Origin of the sequence: Superficieibacter sp. (assembly GCF_032071645.1) — a bacterium.
Taxonomy (GTDB): Bacteria; Pseudomonadota; Gammaproteobacteria; order Enterobacterales; family Enterobacteriaceae; genus Superficieibacter.
In genome coordinates this window covers 53,589-68,911 of sequence record NZ_DAMAPU010000016.1, presented here as the reverse complement: position 1 = coordinate 68,911, position 15,323 = coordinate 53,589, and the positions used below count along the sequence as shown (strand labels likewise).

The 15,323-nt window shown below is 55.8% G+C and carries 14 protein-coding genes; 12 read left to right on the top strand and 2 right to left on the bottom strand.

Annotated features, from left to right (window positions below; all coding sequences use genetic code 11):
- Positions 1 to 171: 171 nt before the first annotated feature.
- Both gppA and rhlB read right to left on the bottom strand, forming a co-directional pair.
- The gene (gppA, locus tag RT197_RS19260; RefSeq protein WP_312952772.1) at positions 172 to 1,683 is read right to left on the bottom strand and encodes a guanosine-5'-triphosphate,3'-diphosphate diphosphatase; all 1,512 of its coding nucleotides are present in this window, start codon (positions 1,681 to 1,683) and stop codon (positions 172 to 174) included.
- Between the two features lie 5 nt (positions 1,684 to 1,688).
- On the bottom strand, positions 1,689 to 2,954 hold the full coding sequence (rhlB, locus tag RT197_RS19255) for an ATP-dependent RNA helicase RhlB (protein ID WP_312952771.1): 1,266 nt from the start codon (positions 2,952 to 2,954) through the stop codon (positions 1,689 to 1,691).
- 143 nt (positions 2,955 to 3,097) lie between these two features.
- Here rhlB and trxA point away from each other — a divergent pair, with 143 nt between their 5' ends.
- The 12 genes from trxA to wzyE all read left to right on the top strand — a co-directional run bounded on the left by trxA (position 3,098) and on the right by wzyE (position 15,319).
- Positions 3,098 to 3,427: a thioredoxin TrxA gene (trxA, locus tag RT197_RS19250; RefSeq protein ID WP_049839509.1), complete on the top strand. Its 330-nt coding sequence runs from the start codon at positions 3,098 to 3,100 to the stop codon at positions 3,425 to 3,427.
- Positions 3,428 to 3,582: 155 nt separating this feature from the next.
- Positions 3,583 to 3,690 carry a rho operon leader peptide gene (locus RT197_RS19245; RefSeq protein WP_312952793.1) on the top strand — a complete coding sequence of 36 codons (108 nt, stop codon included), beginning with the start codon at positions 3,583 to 3,585 and terminating at the stop codon, positions 3,688 to 3,690.
- Between the two features lie 64 nt (positions 3,691 to 3,754).
- On the top strand, positions 3,755 to 5,014 hold the full coding sequence (gene rho, locus RT197_RS19240; protein ID WP_049839510.1) for a transcription termination factor Rho: 1,260 nt from the start codon (positions 3,755 to 3,757) through the stop codon (positions 5,012 to 5,014).
- Positions 5,015 to 5,234: 220 nt separating this feature from the next.
- On the top strand, positions 5,235 to 6,338 hold the full coding sequence (wecA, locus tag RT197_RS19235; protein ID WP_312952770.1) for a UDP-N-acetylglucosamine--undecaprenyl-phosphate N-acetylglucosaminephosphotransferase: 1,104 nt from the start codon (positions 5,235 to 5,237) through the stop codon (positions 6,336 to 6,338).
- 12 nt (positions 6,339 to 6,350) lie between these two features.
- Complete coding sequence (gene wzzE / locus RT197_RS19230; protein WP_312952769.1) at positions 6,351 to 7,397, top strand: ECA polysaccharide chain length modulation protein; 1,047 nt, start codon at positions 6,351 to 6,353, stop codon at positions 7,395 to 7,397.
- 58 nt (positions 7,398 to 7,455) lie between these two features.
- Positions 7,456 to 8,586, top strand: coding sequence for a non-hydrolyzing UDP-N-acetylglucosamine 2-epimerase (wecB, locus tag RT197_RS19225; protein ID WP_312952768.1), 1,131 nt, complete (start codon positions 7,456 to 7,458; stop codon positions 8,584 to 8,586).
- Entirely contained in the window at positions 8,583 to 9,845 is a 1,263-nt protein-coding gene (gene wecC / locus RT197_RS19220; RefSeq protein ID WP_312952767.1) for a UDP-N-acetyl-D-mannosamine dehydrogenase, read from the top strand. The genes wecB and wecC overlap by 4 nt, the downstream gene beginning before the upstream one ends.
- Positions 9,842 to 10,516: a dTDP-4-amino-4,6-dideoxy-D-galactose acyltransferase gene (gene rffC, locus RT197_RS19215; RefSeq protein WP_312952765.1), complete on the top strand. Its 675-nt coding sequence runs from the start codon at positions 9,842 to 9,844 to the stop codon at positions 10,514 to 10,516. The genes wecC and rffC overlap by 4 nt, the downstream gene beginning before the upstream one ends.
- 4 nt (positions 10,517 to 10,520) lie before the next feature.
- Positions 10,521 to 11,651, top strand: a complete 1,131-nt coding sequence (rffA, locus tag RT197_RS19210) for a dTDP-4-amino-4,6-dideoxygalactose transaminase (protein ID WP_312952764.1) — start codon at positions 10,521 to 10,523, stop codon at positions 11,649 to 11,651.
- A 1-nt stretch (position 11,652) separates the two neighbouring features.
- Positions 11,653 to 12,903: a lipid III flippase WzxE gene (wzxE, locus tag RT197_RS19205; protein ID WP_312952763.1), complete on the top strand. Its 1,251-nt coding sequence runs from the start codon at positions 11,653 to 11,655 to the stop codon at positions 12,901 to 12,903.
- Entirely contained in the window at positions 12,900 to 13,976 is a 1,077-nt protein-coding gene (locus RT197_RS19200; RefSeq protein WP_312952762.1) for a TDP-N-acetylfucosamine:lipid II N-acetylfucosaminyltransferase, read from the top strand. The genes wzxE and RT197_RS19200 overlap by 4 nt, the downstream gene beginning before the upstream one ends.
- On the top strand, positions 13,973 to 15,319 hold the full coding sequence (wzyE, locus tag RT197_RS19195; protein ID WP_312952761.1) for an ECA oligosaccharide polymerase: 1,347 nt from the start codon (positions 13,973 to 13,975) through the stop codon (positions 15,317 to 15,319). Before RT197_RS19200 ends, wzyE begins: the two co-directional genes overlap by 4 nt.
- Positions 15,320 to 15,323 lie beyond the last annotated feature (4 nt).

The window sequence follows — 15,323 nt, the reverse complement described above, 5'->3', positions numbered from 1 at the left end:
GCCGCGTACAACGAAGTTCAGCGTTAAGCCCGGTGCCGCTTTTCTCCCTCTCCCTGAGGGAGAGGGCTGGGGTGAGGGGGAATTGCGGGTAGAGAGCCATCCCTCTTCCTCATCCGCTATATCCATCCGAAAACGCAAAAGGTGACGGAAGGCAGAGTTGCCATCAACGGGCTACAGACGCCCTGACGGCTCTTCTGATGACAGCACTTCCAGCGGCCAGTGGACATAGCTCTGCCACTGGCTTTCCTGCTCGATAAGCTCGGTCCCCAGCGGATGATGCGCCAGCCAGCCAGCGGGCAGCGTCAGCCGCAGTTTTTCACCGTCGGCTTCAAGCTGGATATCCGGCACCAAATCGTCGCGCCGACGGCTGGCAAATAAAATGGCCAGACGTAGCAGGCGACACAAATGCTCCGCTACACGCGGCGGTACGGCATTTTGCTGATGAAGTGAAGAGAGATCGATAGTGTTGGTCTGATTAAGTACCAGCGTCGCCAGCAGCTTTTTTTGTGCCGGGGTAAAGCCAGGGAGATCGAGATTTTTTACCAGATAGGCCGCGTGCTGGGGGGCGGATTTGAAATCGACGCTTAAACCAATTTCGTGCAACAAACAGGCATTTGCCAGCAGTTCACGGCTGATAAGCTCCAGATCCCACGTCTGCCCTAACTGATTTGCCAGCCGGGAGGCCAGTCGGGCCACCCGCTGTGCCTGTTCAATGTCGACCATAAACCGGCGCTGAATATTACGCATCGTGCGGCTGCGAATGTCTTCGTCAACGGTCAGATGCAACATGCCGTACACCAGGCCTTCACGTAGCGCGCCACCCGCCAGGGTCATGCACTGAATATTCAGCTCGGTGAAAATAGCGATCAGGATCGCCAGACCGCTGGGGAAAACCAGCGCGCGCTCCAGCGTCAGCCCTTCAATTTCCAGTTCTTCAAGACGCCCGCACTGGATCGCGCGTTGTTTCAGCTGTTCCAGTTTGGCAAGGGTGATGCGCTCATCCATGCCCTGCGCCATCATGATTTCCTGAAGCGCCTGCACCGTGCCGGACGCGCCGACACAGACTTTCCAGCCGTGATAGCGCAGTTCGTCGGCTATCGGGCGCAGCACTTCACGCGCGGCTTTTTCCGCTTCGTCAAAATTGTCTTTACCGAGATTGCGACTGGAAAAATAGCGCTCAAGCCAGGTCACGCAGCCCATTGAGAGGCTAAACAGCGAAGTGGTTTGCGCGCCGGTGCCGGTAACCAGTTCGGTACTGGCACCGCCGATATCGACCACCAGACGCTGATCGGCGCCGCCAGTGGTGTGCGCCACGCCCTGATAAATCAGACGTGCTTCTTCTTCGCCCTTAATGACCTGCACCGTGCAGCCGAGGATGTCCTGCGCTTTGGCGATAAATTCGCCCGCATTCACCGCAAGGCGTAATGTGGCGGTCGCCACCACGCGAATTTGCGGCTGGGGGATATCCTGAAGGCGCTCGGCAAACAGCCGCAGGCATTGCCAGCCGCGCTCCATGGCTTCCGGTGAGAGGACGTTACTGCCGCTCAGACCTGCCGCCAGCCGCACTTTGCGCTTAATCCGGGCGACGGTCTGGATACTGCCCGCCACCTCGCGCACGACCAGCATATGAAAACTATTCGATCCCAGATCGATGGCGGCATAAAGCGAAGCGGCAGAGGGCATTTTCGTTATCCTGGACGACGACGATTACGCGGTGCACCCGTACGGCGCGGGCCATTACCCGGACGCGGACGCGTCAGGCGCAGCGGTCTCGGCAGTTCAGTGAGCAAGGCATCCGGGTTGTATTTGCTGACCGGAATGGAATGCCCGATATACGTTTCAATCGCCGGGACGTTCAGCGCATATTCTTCGCAGGCCAGGCTGATCGAGTGACCGCTTGCCCCTGCGCGACCGGTACGGCCGATGCGGTGGACGTAATCTTCACAGTCGTCAGGCATGTCGTAGTTGAACACGTGCGTCACCGCAGGAATGTGCAGACCACGCGCCGCGACGTCAGTCGCTACCAGAATATCCAGATCGCCACGGGTGAATTCGTCGAGAATACGCAGGCGTTTTTTCTGCGCTACGTCGCCGGTCAGCAGACCTACGCGATGGCCGTCAGCGGCCAGATGACCCCAGATGTCTTCACAGCGGTGTTTGGTATTGGCGAAAATAATCGCCCGATCCGGCCACTCTTCTTCGATCAGCGTTTGCAGCAAACGCATTTTTTCTTCGTTGGACGGATAGAAAAGCTCTTCTTTAATACGGTGGCCGGTTTTCTGTTCCGGTTCGACCTCAACGTATTCGGCATTGTTCATTTGTTCAAACGCCAGTTCGCGTACGCGATAAGACAGGGTGGCGGAGAACAGCATGTTCAGGCGCTGGTTAGCCGCAGGCATACGGCGGAACAGCCAGCGAATGTCTTTAATAAAGCCCAGATCGTACATACGATCGGCTTCGTCCAGCACGACGACCTGAATGGCGTTCAGGTTGATATGGTTTTGTTTGGCGTAATCGATCAGACGACCGGTGGTGCCGATGAGAATATCGACGCCGCTTTCCAGCACTTTAAGCTGTTTGTCGTAGCCGTCGCCGCCGTATGCCAGCCCTAATTTCAGGCCGGTAGACTGCGCCAGCGGTTCGGCATCAGCATGGATCTGCACCGCTAATTCGCGGGTCGGGGCCATGATTAATGCACGCGGTTGGTTCACCTGGCGGTCTGCAATTGCCGGGTGAGAAAGAAGATAATGAAACGTTGACGTCAGAAACGCCATCGTTTTCCCGGTACCGGTTTGCGCCTGCCCTGCAACATCACGACCTGCCAGCGTTAGCGGGAGGGCCAGTGCCTGAATGGGCGTACAGTTATGAAAGCCTTTAGTTTCAAGGGCTTCAATCACCTTAGGGTGCAGGGCGAAGTCGGAAAACTTCTGTTCTGTTAAATGTGTTTTGCTCATAGTGTGGTAGAATATCAGCTTACTATTGCTTTACGAAAGCGTATCCGGTGAAATAAAGTCAACCTTTAGTTGGTTAATGCAACATCAACAGTTGTTATTTAATGCTACACCAACATACCAGGCTTATTCCTGTGGAGTTAAATATGAGCGATAAAATTATTCACCTGACTGACGACAGTTTTGACACGGATGTACTCAAAGCAGAAGGGCTGGTTCTTGTTGATTTCTGGGCAGAGTGGTGCGGACCGTGTAAAATGATCGCCCCGATTCTGGATGAAATCGCTGATGAGTATCAGGGCAAACTGACGATTGCCAAGCTGAACATCGACCAGAACCCTGGTACTGCGCCGAAATACGGCATTCGCGGTATCCCGACCCTGCTGCTGTTCAAAAACGGTGAAGTGGCGGCGACCAAAGTGGGCGCGCTGTCCAAAGGTCAACTGAAAGAGTTCCTCGACGCCAACCTGGCATAAGGAATTTTTTTCGCGGCGTCCGTTATCCTTAAATTCACGGGATCTCTGGACGCCCGGCTTGAGTCGTGCTAAGTTAGTTTTGACTTCGTTTTAAGCATATCTTGTATTACCCGACGCTTCCGGTTGTTCTAGTCACTCATTCGAGAAGCGAACAGATTCCGGGCTTATCACTCAATTCGTCTTGTCGTTTCAGATCTGCGTACTCTCCTGTGACCAGACAGCGAACAGACATGAGTCGATGGCCGTTTAACAGGCATGGATGACCCTGCCATACCATTCACAACATTAAGTTCGAGATTTACCCCTAGTTTAAGAACCCACACCACTATGAATCTTACCGAATTAAAGAATACGCCGGTTTCTGAGCTGATTACTCTCGGCGAAAATATGGGACTGGAAAACCAGGCCCGCATGCGTAAGCAGGACATCATTTTTGCCATCCTGAAGCAGCATGCAAAGAGTGGCGAAGATATCTTTGGTGACGGTGTGCTGGAGATATTGCAGGACGGATTTGGTTTCCTCCGCTCCGCAGACAGCTCCTACCTCGCCGGTCCCGATGACATCTACGTTTCTCCCAGCCAAATCCGCCGTTTCAACCTCCGCACTGGTGATACCATTTCTGGTAAGATTCGCCCGCCGAAAGAAGGCGAACGCTACTTTGCGCTGTTGAAAGTCAATGAAGTTAACTACGATAAACCTGAAAACGCGCGTAATAAGATCCTCTTTGAGAACTTAACGCCGCTGCACGCAAACTCTCGTCTGCGTATGGAACGTGGTAACGGCTCTACCGAAGACTTAACCGCTCGCGTACTGGATCTGGCTTCGCCGATTGGTCGTGGTCAGCGTGGTCTGATTGTGGCACCGCCGAAAGCCGGTAAAACCATGCTGCTGCAAAATATCGCACAGAGCATTGCTTATAATCACCCTGACTGCGTGCTGATGGTGCTGCTGATTGACGAACGTCCTGAAGAAGTGACCGAGATGCAGCGTCTGGTGAAAGGTGAAGTGGTCGCGTCAACGTTTGACGAACCGGCTTCCCGTCACGTTCAGGTTGCGGAAATGGTGATCGAGAAGGCTAAGCGTCTGGTTGAGCACAAAAAAGACGTGATCATCCTGCTCGACTCCATCACCCGTCTGGCGCGTGCTTACAACACCGTAGTCCCGGCGTCCGGTAAAGTGTTGACCGGTGGTGTGGATGCCAACGCCCTGCATCGTCCGAAGCGTTTCTTCGGCGCAGCGCGTAACGTGGAAGAGGGCGGCAGCCTGACCATCATCGCCACCGCACTGGTGGATACCGGCTCTAAAATGGATGAAGTTATCTACGAAGAGTTTAAAGGCACCGGTAACATGGAACTGCATCTGGCGCGTAAAATCGCCGAGAAACGCGTCTTCCCGGCTATCGACTACAACCGCTCCGGTACGCGTAAAGAAGAGCTGCTCACCACTCAGGAAGAGCTGCAAAAAATGTGGATCCTGCGCAAAATCATCCATCCGATGGGTGAAATCGACGCGATGGAATTCCTCATTAATAAACTGGCAATGACCAAAACTAACGACGATTTCTTCGACATGATGAAACGTTCGTAATTCAGGAATTGTTAATAAACGCCACGCTTTTGCGTGGCGTTTTTGTTTGCCGTTGCCTACGCTTACTCCGATAAGACTAAAAAAGGGCAAGGAGCCTTCAGAAGTGGCTGTCTGGCTGAAATTTGTCAGATTTCCCTCAAGCCAGGTCAGAGTTTTCCTTCTGGATAGGTTGCTTCGTGGTTATACTTCTGAAACTAAATATTATTTGAGAGTGTGAATTGTGAATTTACTGGCTGCCTCGGCTGATTTGATCAGTATATTTCTGTTCACTACCTTATTTCTTTTTTTTGCGCGTAAGGTAGCTATAAGGGTCGGTTTAGTTGATAAACCCAACTTTCGCAAACGTCATCAGGGACTGATCCCCTTAGTGGGGGGTATTTCTGTCTATGCAGGCATTTGTTTTACCTTTGAAATTATTAATTACTATATACCTCATGCCTCGCTGTACCTGCTGTGTGCTGGTGTGCTGGTCTTCGTCGGTGCGCTGGATGACCGTTTTGACATCAGCGTAAAATTCCGCGCGACGGTACAGGCCATTGTCGGCATCGTAATGATAAGCGTCGCTAACCTGCACCTGAGCAGCCTGGGCTATATTTTTGGCCCGTGGGAACTGGTGCTTGGACCGTTTGGTTTTCTGCTCACGCTGTTTGCGGTCTGGGCGGCGATCAACGCCTTTAATATGGTGGACGGCATTGACGGGCTGCTTGGCGGGCTGTCGAGCGTGTCGTTTGGTGCCATCGGCCTGATCCTGTGGTTTGACGGACAAACCAGCCTCGCCATGTGGTGCTTTGCCATGATTGCCGCCATCCTTCCTTATATTTTATTAAACCTCGGCGCGCTAGGGCGGCGTTATAAAGTCTTTATGGGCGATGCAGGCAGTACGCTGATTGGTTTTACAGTGATCTGGATCCTGCTGGAAACCACCCAGGGTAAAACGCACCCGATTAGCCCGGTTACGGCGCTGTGGATCATCGCCATTCCCCTGATGGATATGGTGGCGATTATGTACCGCCGCCTGCGCAAAGGAATGAGTCCCTTCTCCCCGGACCGTCAGCACATCCATCACCTGATCATGCGTGCCGGTTTTACTTCTCGTCAGGCTTTTGTTCTTATTACACTTGCCGCTGCGTTACTGGCCGCGATTGGTGTCATTGCTGAAGCCACCCGCATTGTTCCTGAATGGGTCATGCTAATCTTATTTTTGCTGGCATTCTTCCTGTATGGCTACTGCATCAAGCGGGCCTGGAAGGTAGCGCGCTTTATCAAACGCATGAAACGCAGAACCCGGCGGCTCAGCGGTAGCAATCCAAAATTAACTAAATAATCTGAGGAAGTGATGACTCAACCATTACCAGGAGCACAGCCAGTGAGCGCTGAGAATGAACTGGATATTCGCGGTCTGTTTCGTACTTTGTGGGCAGGAAAGTTTTGGATAGTGGGAATGGCGCTGCTGTTTGCTCTGGTTGCTCTGCTCTACACCTTCTTTGCGCGTCAGGAGTGGGGGGCGACAGCCATCACCGACCGGCCGACCGTCAACATGCTGGGGGGCTTTTACTCCCAGCAGCAGTTCTTACGTAACCTCGATGCCCGCGCCAATCAGACCCCAACGGATCAGCCGTCGGTAATGGATGAAGCGTATAAAGAGTTTGTGGTACAGCTCGCCTCGTGGGATACGCGGCGGGATTTCTGGTCGCAAACTGACTATTACAAACAGCGCATGGTTGGTAACTCCAGGGCGGACGCGGCGCTGCTTGACGATCTGATCAACGACATTCAGTTTATGCCCGGCGATCCGCTGAAAAGCCTCAGCGACAGCGTGAAGCTCACCGCAGAAACCGCGCCGGATGCCAATAATTTGCTGCGCCAGTACGTAGCGTTCGCCAGCCAGCGTTCGGCGGGCCATCTTAATGACGAGCTGAAAGGCGCGTGGTCCGCCCGCACTATTCAGATGAAAGCGCAGGTAAAGCGTCAGGAAGAGGTGGCGAAGTCTATTTATAATCGTCGGGTGCATAACATTCAGCAGGCGCTGAAAGTCGCCCAGGATCATAATATTTCCCGTAGCGAGACCGACGTTCCGGCAGAAGAGTTACCGGACTCCGAACTTTTCCTGCTGGGTCGTCCGATGTTGCAGGCCCGGCTGGAGAATTTGCAGGCCGTTGGCCCGGAATTCGATCTCGATTATGATCAAAATCGGGCGATGCTGACCACGCTCAACGTTGGTCCTGTGCTGGACCCGCGTTTTCAGACCTATCGTTATTTGCGTACGCCCGAAGAGCCTGTAAAACGTGATAGCCCTCGTCGTGCCTTCCTGATGATCATGTGGGGCATTGTGGGTGCGTTAATCGGTTCCGGGGTGGCACTTGTGCGCCGCCGTGTACGCTAAACGCAGCATTTGTGATGAAGGCCGCCGCGCCTTCATTATCTAATCGAAGAGAATTGATGTGAAAGTACTGACTGTATTTGGCACACGCCCGGAAGCCATCAAGATGGCACCGCTGGTACATGCGCTGGCAAAGGAGCCTTATTTTGAGGCGAAAGTATGCGTCACCGCGCAGCATCGGGAGATGCTCGATCAGGTGCTGCACCTCTTTTCTATCGTCCCGGATTACGATCTCAATATTATGAGTCCGGGGCAGGGATTAACTGAGATCACCTGCCGCATTTTGCAGGGGCTGCAACCGATTCTGGCATCCTTTAAGCCAGACGTGGTGCTGGTGCATGGCGACACCACCACCACCATTGCGACCAGCCTGGCGGCGTTTTATCAGCGCATTCCGGTCGGTCACGTTGAGGCGGGACTGCGCACCGGCGATCTTAACTCGCCGTGGCCGGAAGAAGGGAACCGGATGCTGACCGGACGGCTGGCCACATGGCATTTTGCGCCCACGGAGAATTCGCGCCAAAATTTGCTGGACGAAAATACCCTTGATGAGCAGATTTTCGTGACCGGTAATACCGTCATTGATGCGCTGTTCTGGGTGCGCGACCGGGTGATGGCCGATGAAAAACTGCGCGGCGAACTGACCGCGCGTTATCCGTTTCTCAGCAACGGCAAGAAAATGATTCTGGTCACCGGGCATCGCCGTGAAAGTTTTGGTGAAGGCTTTGAGCAGATCTGCCAGGCGCTGGCAGACATTGCCGCGCAAAATCGCGATGTGCAAATCGTCTATCCGGTCCATCTGAACCCGAACGTCAGCGAGCCGGTTAACCGCATTCTTGGACACATTGATAACGTGATCCTGATTGAGCCGCAGGATTACCTGCCGTTCGTCTGGCTGATGAATCACGCCTGGCTGATCCTGACCGATTCCGGCGGCATCCAGGAAGAAGCGCCTTCGCTGGGTAAACCGGTGCTGGTGATGCGCGATACCACCGAACGCCCGGAGGCCGTCGAGGCCGGGACGGTGCGGCTGGTGGGAACCGACCGTGAGGATATCGTCGCGCAGGTGACGCGCCTGCTGTATGACGAAGAGGAATACCAGGCCATGAGCCGCGCCCACAACCCTTACGGGGACGGCAAAGCTTGTGAACGTATTTTAGACGCACTGAAAAATAATCAGGTAACGCTATGAGTTTCTCTACCATTTCCGTTATTGGACTGGGCTACATCGGGCTGCCGACCGCCGCCGCCTTTGCGTCACGGCAAAAGCAGGTGGTGGGCGTGGACATCAATCAGCACGCGGTGGATACCATCAACCGTGGGCAGATCCACATCGTTGAGCCGGATCTGGACAGCGTGGTCAAAGCGGCGGTCGAAGGCGGTTACCTGCGCGCCAGCACCACGCCGGTGGAAGCCGACGCGTGGCTGATAGCGGTGCCGACGCCGTTTAAAGGCGATCACGAGCCGGATATGGTTTACGTTGAGGCGGCGGCAAAATCCATCGCCCCGGTGCTGAAGAAAGGTGCGCTGGTGATCCTCGAATCCACCTCTCCGGTCGGCGCGACCGAGCAGATGGCGGGATGGCTGGCGGAAATGCGCCCGGATCTGACCTTTCCGCAGCAGGCGGGCGAGCAGGCGGATGTCAATATCGCTTACTGCCCGGAGCGCGTGCTGCCAGGCCAGGTGATGGTCGAATTGATTAAAAATGACCGCGTGATTGGCGGCATGACGCCGGTGTGCTCCGCGCGCGCCAGCGAACTGTACAAAATCTTCCTTGAAGGTGAATGCGTGGTGACGAACTCACGCACTGCCGAAATGTGCAAGCTGACTGAAAACAGCTTCCGCGACGTTAACATCGCGTTTGCGAATGAGTTGTCGCTCATCTGCGCCGATCAGGGGATTAACGTCTGGGAACTGATCCGCCTGGCAAACCGCCACCCGCGCGTGAATATTCTCCAGCCTGGCCCCGGCGTCGGCGGCCACTGTATCGCCGTTGACCCGTGGTTTATCGTTGCGCAGAACCCGCAGCAGGCGCGGCTGATCCGCACTGCGCGTGAAGTGAACGATCACAAACCTCTCTGGGTGCTCGACCAGGTTAAAGCGGCGCTTGCCGATTGCCTGACCGCCAGCGGCAAGCGCGCCAGCGACATTAAAATCGCCTGTTTCGGACTGGCCTTTAAGCCCAATATCGACGACCTGCGCGAAAGCCCGGCGATGGCGATTGCCGCACAGATCGCCCGCTGGCACAGCGGCGAAACGCTGGTGGTGGAGCCTAATATTCATCAATTGCCGAAAAAGCTCGACGGTCACTGTACGCTGGTGGATGTTCAGCAGGCGCTGGACAGCGCGGATGTGCTGGTGATGCTGGTCGATCACAATGAATTTAAAGCCATCAGCGGCGACAGTCTGCGCCAGCAGTACATCGTCGATACCAAAGGCGTCTGGCATTGACCGTCCGTGCCCGCGTTGAGCCGCTCGACTGGGAAAGCCAGTTTTTTGGCCTGCAAAGCGCCATCGTGCGTTTTGATGATGACGCGCCGGAACTGACCGCCGATGCGCTGGCAGGCCGGGCGCGGGTACAGGCAAAGATCCCCGCCGGACGCGCCGACTGGCTGGATGCACTTCAGCAACTCGGTTTTCGCCTGGTTGAAGGTGAAGTTGATTTATCGCTGGTGGTCCCGCCTGACGCCACCGTTTGCGCTGAGGTTGCGGGTGCCGATGATATCCCCGCGCTGCGCGCCCTTGCGGCACGGGACTTTGCGCTAAGCCGCTTTCGTGCGCCGTGGTACGCGCCGCAGGACAGTGGACGTTTCTACGCACAGTGGATTGAAAACGCGGTGCGCGGCACTTTCGATCACCAGTGCCTGCTGTTACGGACGCCCGCTGGCGATATTCGCGGCTATGTCTCACTGCGCCAGCTCGGGGAAACCGATGCGCGCATCGGCCTGCTGGCAGGGCGCGGCGCGGGCGCTGAGCTTATGCAGGCAGCGCTTGGCTGGGCGCAGGCGCGTCAGCTAAAAACATTGCGGGTGGCGACCCAGACGGGCAACACCGCCGCGCTTAAACGTTACATTCAAAGCGGTGCCAACGTAGAGAGTACCGCTTTCTGGCTATACAGGTGACAAGATGATCCCATTTAATGCGCCTCCCGTGGTGGGCACGGAAATTGAGTATATGCAGTCGGCGATGGGCAGCGGCAAGCTGTGCGGCGACGGCGGCTACACCCGCCGCTGTCAGCAGTGGATGGAGCAGCGTTTTGGCAGCGCCAAAGTGCTGCTGACTCCGTCCTGCACCGCCTCGCTGGAAATGGCGGCGCTGCTGCTGGATATCGCTCCCGGTGATGAAGTCATCATGCCAAGCTACACCTTTGTCTCCACCGCTAACGCCTTCGCGCTGCGCGGGGCAAAAATCATTTTTGTCGATATCCGCCCGGATACCATGAACATCGACGAAACGCTGATTGAAGCAGCCATCAGCGAAAAAACCCGCGCCATCGTGCCGGTGCATTACGCGGGTGTGGCCTGCGAGATGGACACCATCATGGCAATTGCCAAAAAACATGACCTGTTTGTGGTTGAAGATGCCGCGCAGGGCGTGATGTCTACTTACAAAGGCCGCGCGCTGGGCACCATCGGGCATATCGGCTGTTTCAGCTTCCATGAAACCAAAAACTACACGGCCGGTGGCGAAGGCGGCGCGACGCTGATTAACGATCGTAAGCTGATCGAGCGGGCGGAAATCATTCGTGAAAAAGGGACCAACCGCAGCCAGTTCTTCCGGGGTCAGGTCGATAAATACACCTGGCGTGACATTGGCTCCAGCTATCTGATGGCGGATCTTCAGGCCGCCTATTTGTGGGCGCAGCTGGAAGCGGCGGACCGCATTAACCAGCAGCGGCTCGCGCTGTGGCAGACCTACCACGACGCGCTGGCTCCGCTGGCGAAGGCCGGGCGCATTGAACTGCCGTCCTGCCCGACAGAGTGCGTGCATAACGCCCACATGTTTTATATCAAACTGCGCGATATTGAAGATCGCAGCCGTCTGATTGCCTGGCTGAAGGAAGCGGAAATTCTCGCGGTGTTCCACTACATCCCGCTGCATGATTCTCCGGCGGGCGAACAGTTTGGCGAATTCTTCGGGGAAGATCGCTATACCACGCGCGAAAGTGAGCGTTTGCTTCGCCTGCCGCTGTTCTTTAACCTGGCTCCTGTTAATCAGCGCACGGTGATCAACTCGCTATTAAGTTATTTCGCCTGAGATGTCGCTGGCGAAGGCTTCAGTGTGGACTGCCGCGTCCACGCTGGTGAAAATCGGTGCGGGGCTGCTGGTGGTAAAGTTACTGGCGGTCACTTACGGCCCGGCAGGTGTGGGTCAGGCGGGTAACTTCCGCCAGCTGGTCACGGTTCTCGGCGTTCTCGCCGGAGCGGGAATATTTAACGGCGTGACGAAATTTGTCGCCCAGTCCCATGACGATCCGCCGCAGCTGCAAAAAGTGGTGGGCACCTCATCGGCAATGGTGCTGGGGTTTTCCACGCTGCTGGCGCTGGTGTTTTTACTCGCCGCTGCGCCAATCAGCCAGGGATTATTCGGTCACACCCATTATCAGGGGCTGGTACGACTGGTCGCTCTGGTACAGATGGGGATTGCGTGGGCCAACCTGCTGCTGGCATTGATTAAAGGCTTTCGCGACGCGGCGGGCAATGCGCTGGCGCTGATTTCCGGCAGTATCATCGGAGTGGTGGCCTATTACGGCTGCTACCGGGTTGGCGGCTATGAAGGCGCGCTGCTGGGCCTGGCGCTGGTGCCTGCGCTGGTGGTGCTTCCGGCGGCGCTGGTATTAGGTAAGCGGCGGTCGATCCCGTTTCGCTACCTGAAACCGCAGTGGGATCGCTGGCTGGCGGGGCAGTTGGGCAAATTTACCCTGATGGCGCTGATCACCTCGGTAACGCTCCCGGTCGCCTACGTGATGATGCGAAACCTGCTGGCAGCGCACTATAGCTGGGATGACGTGGGGATCTGGCAGGGCGTGAGCAGTATTTCCGATGCTTACCTGCAATTTATCACCGCCTCGTTTAGCGTCTACCTGCTGCCTACGCTTTCACGACTGACGGCAAAGCAGGAGATTAGCCGCGAAATTGTCCGCTCGCTGAAGTTTGTCCTGCCTGCGGTTGCGGTCGCCAGCCTTACCGTCTGGCTGCTGCGCGATTTCGCGATATGGCTGCTGTTCTCGACCAAATTTACCGCCATGCGCGATCTCTTCGCCTGGCAACTGGTGGGTGATGTACTGAAAGTGGGCGCTTACGTTTATGGTTATCTGGTGATAGCCAAAGCCTCGCTGCGATTTTATATCCTGGCTGAAATCAGCCAGTTCGCGTTGCTGATGGCCTTTTCGCACTGGCTGATCCCGGCTCATGGCGCGCTGGGCGCGGCGCAGGCTTACATGGCGACTTATATCGTTTATTTCACGCTCTGTAGCGGCGTATTTTTACTTTGGCGTAAACGGGCATGACTGCACTGATACACGTACTGGGATCGGATATCCCGCATCATAATCAGACCGTTCTGCGGTTCTTTAACGATGAGCTTGCCGCCACCGGTGAGCACGCACGCCAGTTTATGGTCGTGGGTGATGAGAGCACCGGGATCGCGTTTCCGGCGCTGGCGTTAACCTTTTATCCGGGTAAAAAAGCGCTGGCGGAGGCGGTCATCGCCAGAGCAAAGGCCAACCGCGCGCAGCGCTTCTTCTTTCACGGTCAGTTTAATACCGGATTGTGGCTGGCGCTGCTAAGCGGCGGTATTAAACCGCAGCAGGTGAGCTGGCATATCTGGGGGGCCGATCTTTATGAAGTCTCCGGCGGGCTGAAATTTCGCCTGTTTTACCCTCTGCGCCGGATAGCGCAGGGGCGCGTGGGCTGCGTATTTGCCACCAGGGGCGACTTAAGCCACTTCGCCAGTCGTCATCCCCACGTGCGCGGTGAATTGCTCTACTTCCCAACGCGCATGGAGCCGTCGCTAAACGATATGGCGAGTGACATCCAGCGTGACGGCAAGCTGACGATTCTGGTCGGCAACTCCGGCGACCGCAGCAACGATCATATTGCCGCGTTAAAGGCGGTGCATCAGCAGTTTGGCGATACGGTCACGGTGATTGTGCCGATGGGGTATCCGCCGCACAACGACGCTTACATTAACGAAGTGCGTGAGGCGGGGCTGTCGCTGTTCAGCGCGGAAAATCTGCAAATCCTCAGCGATAAGCTCGAATTTAACGATTATCTTGCGCTGCTGAAACGCTGCGATCTGGGCTACTTTATTTTTGCCCGCCAGCAGGGTATTGGCACCCTGTGCCTGCTGATCCAGGCGGGCGTTCCCTGCGTGCTCAACCGGGAAAACCCGTTCTGGCAGGATATGACAGAGCAGCATATTCCGGTGTTGTTCACCACCGATACGCTGAATGAATCCGTGGTGCGCGAAGCACAGCGCCAGCTGGCGCTGGTGGATAAAAATAATATTGCCTTCTTCCGGCCCAACTATCTGGCACCCTGGCATCAGGCGCTGCGTATCGCAGCAGGAGAGCAAGCATGAGTCAGATGCAGTTCTGCGGCCTGTTGGTTGTCTGGCTACTCTCCACGTTGTTTATCGCGACGCTGACGTACCTGGAGTTTCGCCGCGTGCGCTTTAACTTTAACGTCTTCTTTTCACTGCTGTTTTTGCTGACGTTTTTCTTCGGCTTCCCGCTCACCTGTACCCTGGCGTTTCGTTTTGACGTGGCCGTGGCACCGCCTGATATCCTGCTTCAGGCGCTACTGGCGGCGGTCTGCTTTTATGCGGTTTACTACGTGACCTATAAAACACGGCTGCGGTCGGTGAATCGCGATACGCCCCGACCAGCCCTGTTCACCATGAACCGGGTAGAAACGCACCTGACGTGGCTGCTACTGGCAGGTATTGCGCTGCTGAGTGTCGGCGTTTTCTTCATGCACAACGGCTTTCTGCTGTTCCGCCTGCACTCCTACAGCCAGATTTTCTCCAGCGAAGTGTCGGGCGTGGCGCTGAAGCGCTTTTTCTACTTCTTTATCCCGGCCATGCTGGTGGTTTATTTCCTGCGTCAGGATAGCAAGGCGTGGCTGTTTTTCCTCGTCAGCACCGTCGCCTTCGGGATGCTGACCTATATGATCGTCGGCGGCACGCGCGCCAATATTATTATTGCCTTTGCCATCTTCCTGTTCATCGGCATTATTCGCGGCTGGATCTCACTGTGGATGCTGGCGGCGGCGGGCGTGTTTGGCATTGTCGGCATGTTCTGGCTGGCGCTGAAGCGCTATGGGCTGGACGTCAGCGGTGACGAAGCGTTTTATACCTTCCTGTATCTGACGCGCGATACCTTCTCCCCGTGGGAGAATCTGGCGCTGCTGCTGCAAAACTACGACAAAATCGAGTTTCAGGGGCTGGCACCGATCGTGCGCGATTTCTACGTGTTCATTCCCACCTGGCTGTGGCCGGATCGTCCGGGGATTGTGCTGAACACCGCCAACTACTTTACCTGGGAGGTGCTCAACAACCATTCCGGGCTGGCGATTTCTCCCACGCTGATTGGCTCGCTGGTGGTCATGGGCGGAGCCTGGTTTATTCCGCTGGGCGCAGTGACCGTCGGGCTTATCATCAAGTGGTTTGACTGGCTTTACATGCTGGGCAACCGGGAAACCAATCGCTATAAAGCGGCGATCCTGCACAGCTTCTGCTTTGGCGCTATCTTCAATATGATTGTGCTGGCGCGGGAAGGGCTGGATTCATTCGTTTCGCGCGTGGTCTTTTTCCTGGTCATCTTCGGCCTGTGCTTGCTGGCGGCTAAACTGTTGTACTGGCTGTTTGAAAGCGCGGGCCTGATCCAGCGACGTTTAAGACCGCTGACGCACCCTCAGGTCTGATAAG

What these genes read in the sequence shown, in the direction of transcription:
- rffA (WP_312952764.1), top strand. Translation starts at nt 10,521, where the DNA reads ATGATCCCATTTAATGCGCCTCCCGTGGTGGGCACGGAAATTGAGTAT.
- rho (WP_049839510.1), top strand. Translation starts at nt 3,755, where the DNA reads ATGAATCTTACCGAATTAAAGAATACGCCGGTTTCTGAGCTGATTACT.
- wzzE (WP_312952769.1), top strand. Translation starts at nt 6,351, where the DNA reads ATGACTCAACCATTACCAGGAGCACAGCCAGTGAGCGCTGAGAATGAA.
- wzxE (WP_312952763.1), top strand. Translation starts at nt 11,653, where the DNA reads ATGTCGCTGGCGAAGGCTTCAGTGTGGACTGCCGCGTCCACGCTGGTG.
- RT197_RS19200 (WP_312952762.1), top strand. Translation starts at nt 12,900, where the DNA reads ATGACTGCACTGATACACGTACTGGGATCGGATATCCCGCATCATAAT.
- gppA (WP_312952772.1), bottom strand. Translation starts at nt 1,683, where the DNA reads ATGCCCTCTGCCGCTTCGCTTTATGCCGCCATCGATCTGGGATCGAAT.
- wecC (WP_312952767.1), top strand. Translation starts at nt 8,583, where the DNA reads ATGAGTTTCTCTACCATTTCCGTTATTGGACTGGGCTACATCGGGCTG.
- trxA (WP_049839509.1), top strand. Translation starts at nt 3,098, where the DNA reads ATGAGCGATAAAATTATTCACCTGACTGACGACAGTTTTGACACGGAT.
- wzyE (WP_312952761.1), top strand. Translation starts at nt 13,973, where the DNA reads ATGAGTCAGATGCAGTTCTGCGGCCTGTTGGTTGTCTGGCTACTCTCC.
- rhlB (WP_312952771.1), bottom strand. Translation starts at nt 2,954, where the DNA reads ATGAGCAAAACACATTTAACAGAACAGAAGTTTTCCGACTTCGCCCTG.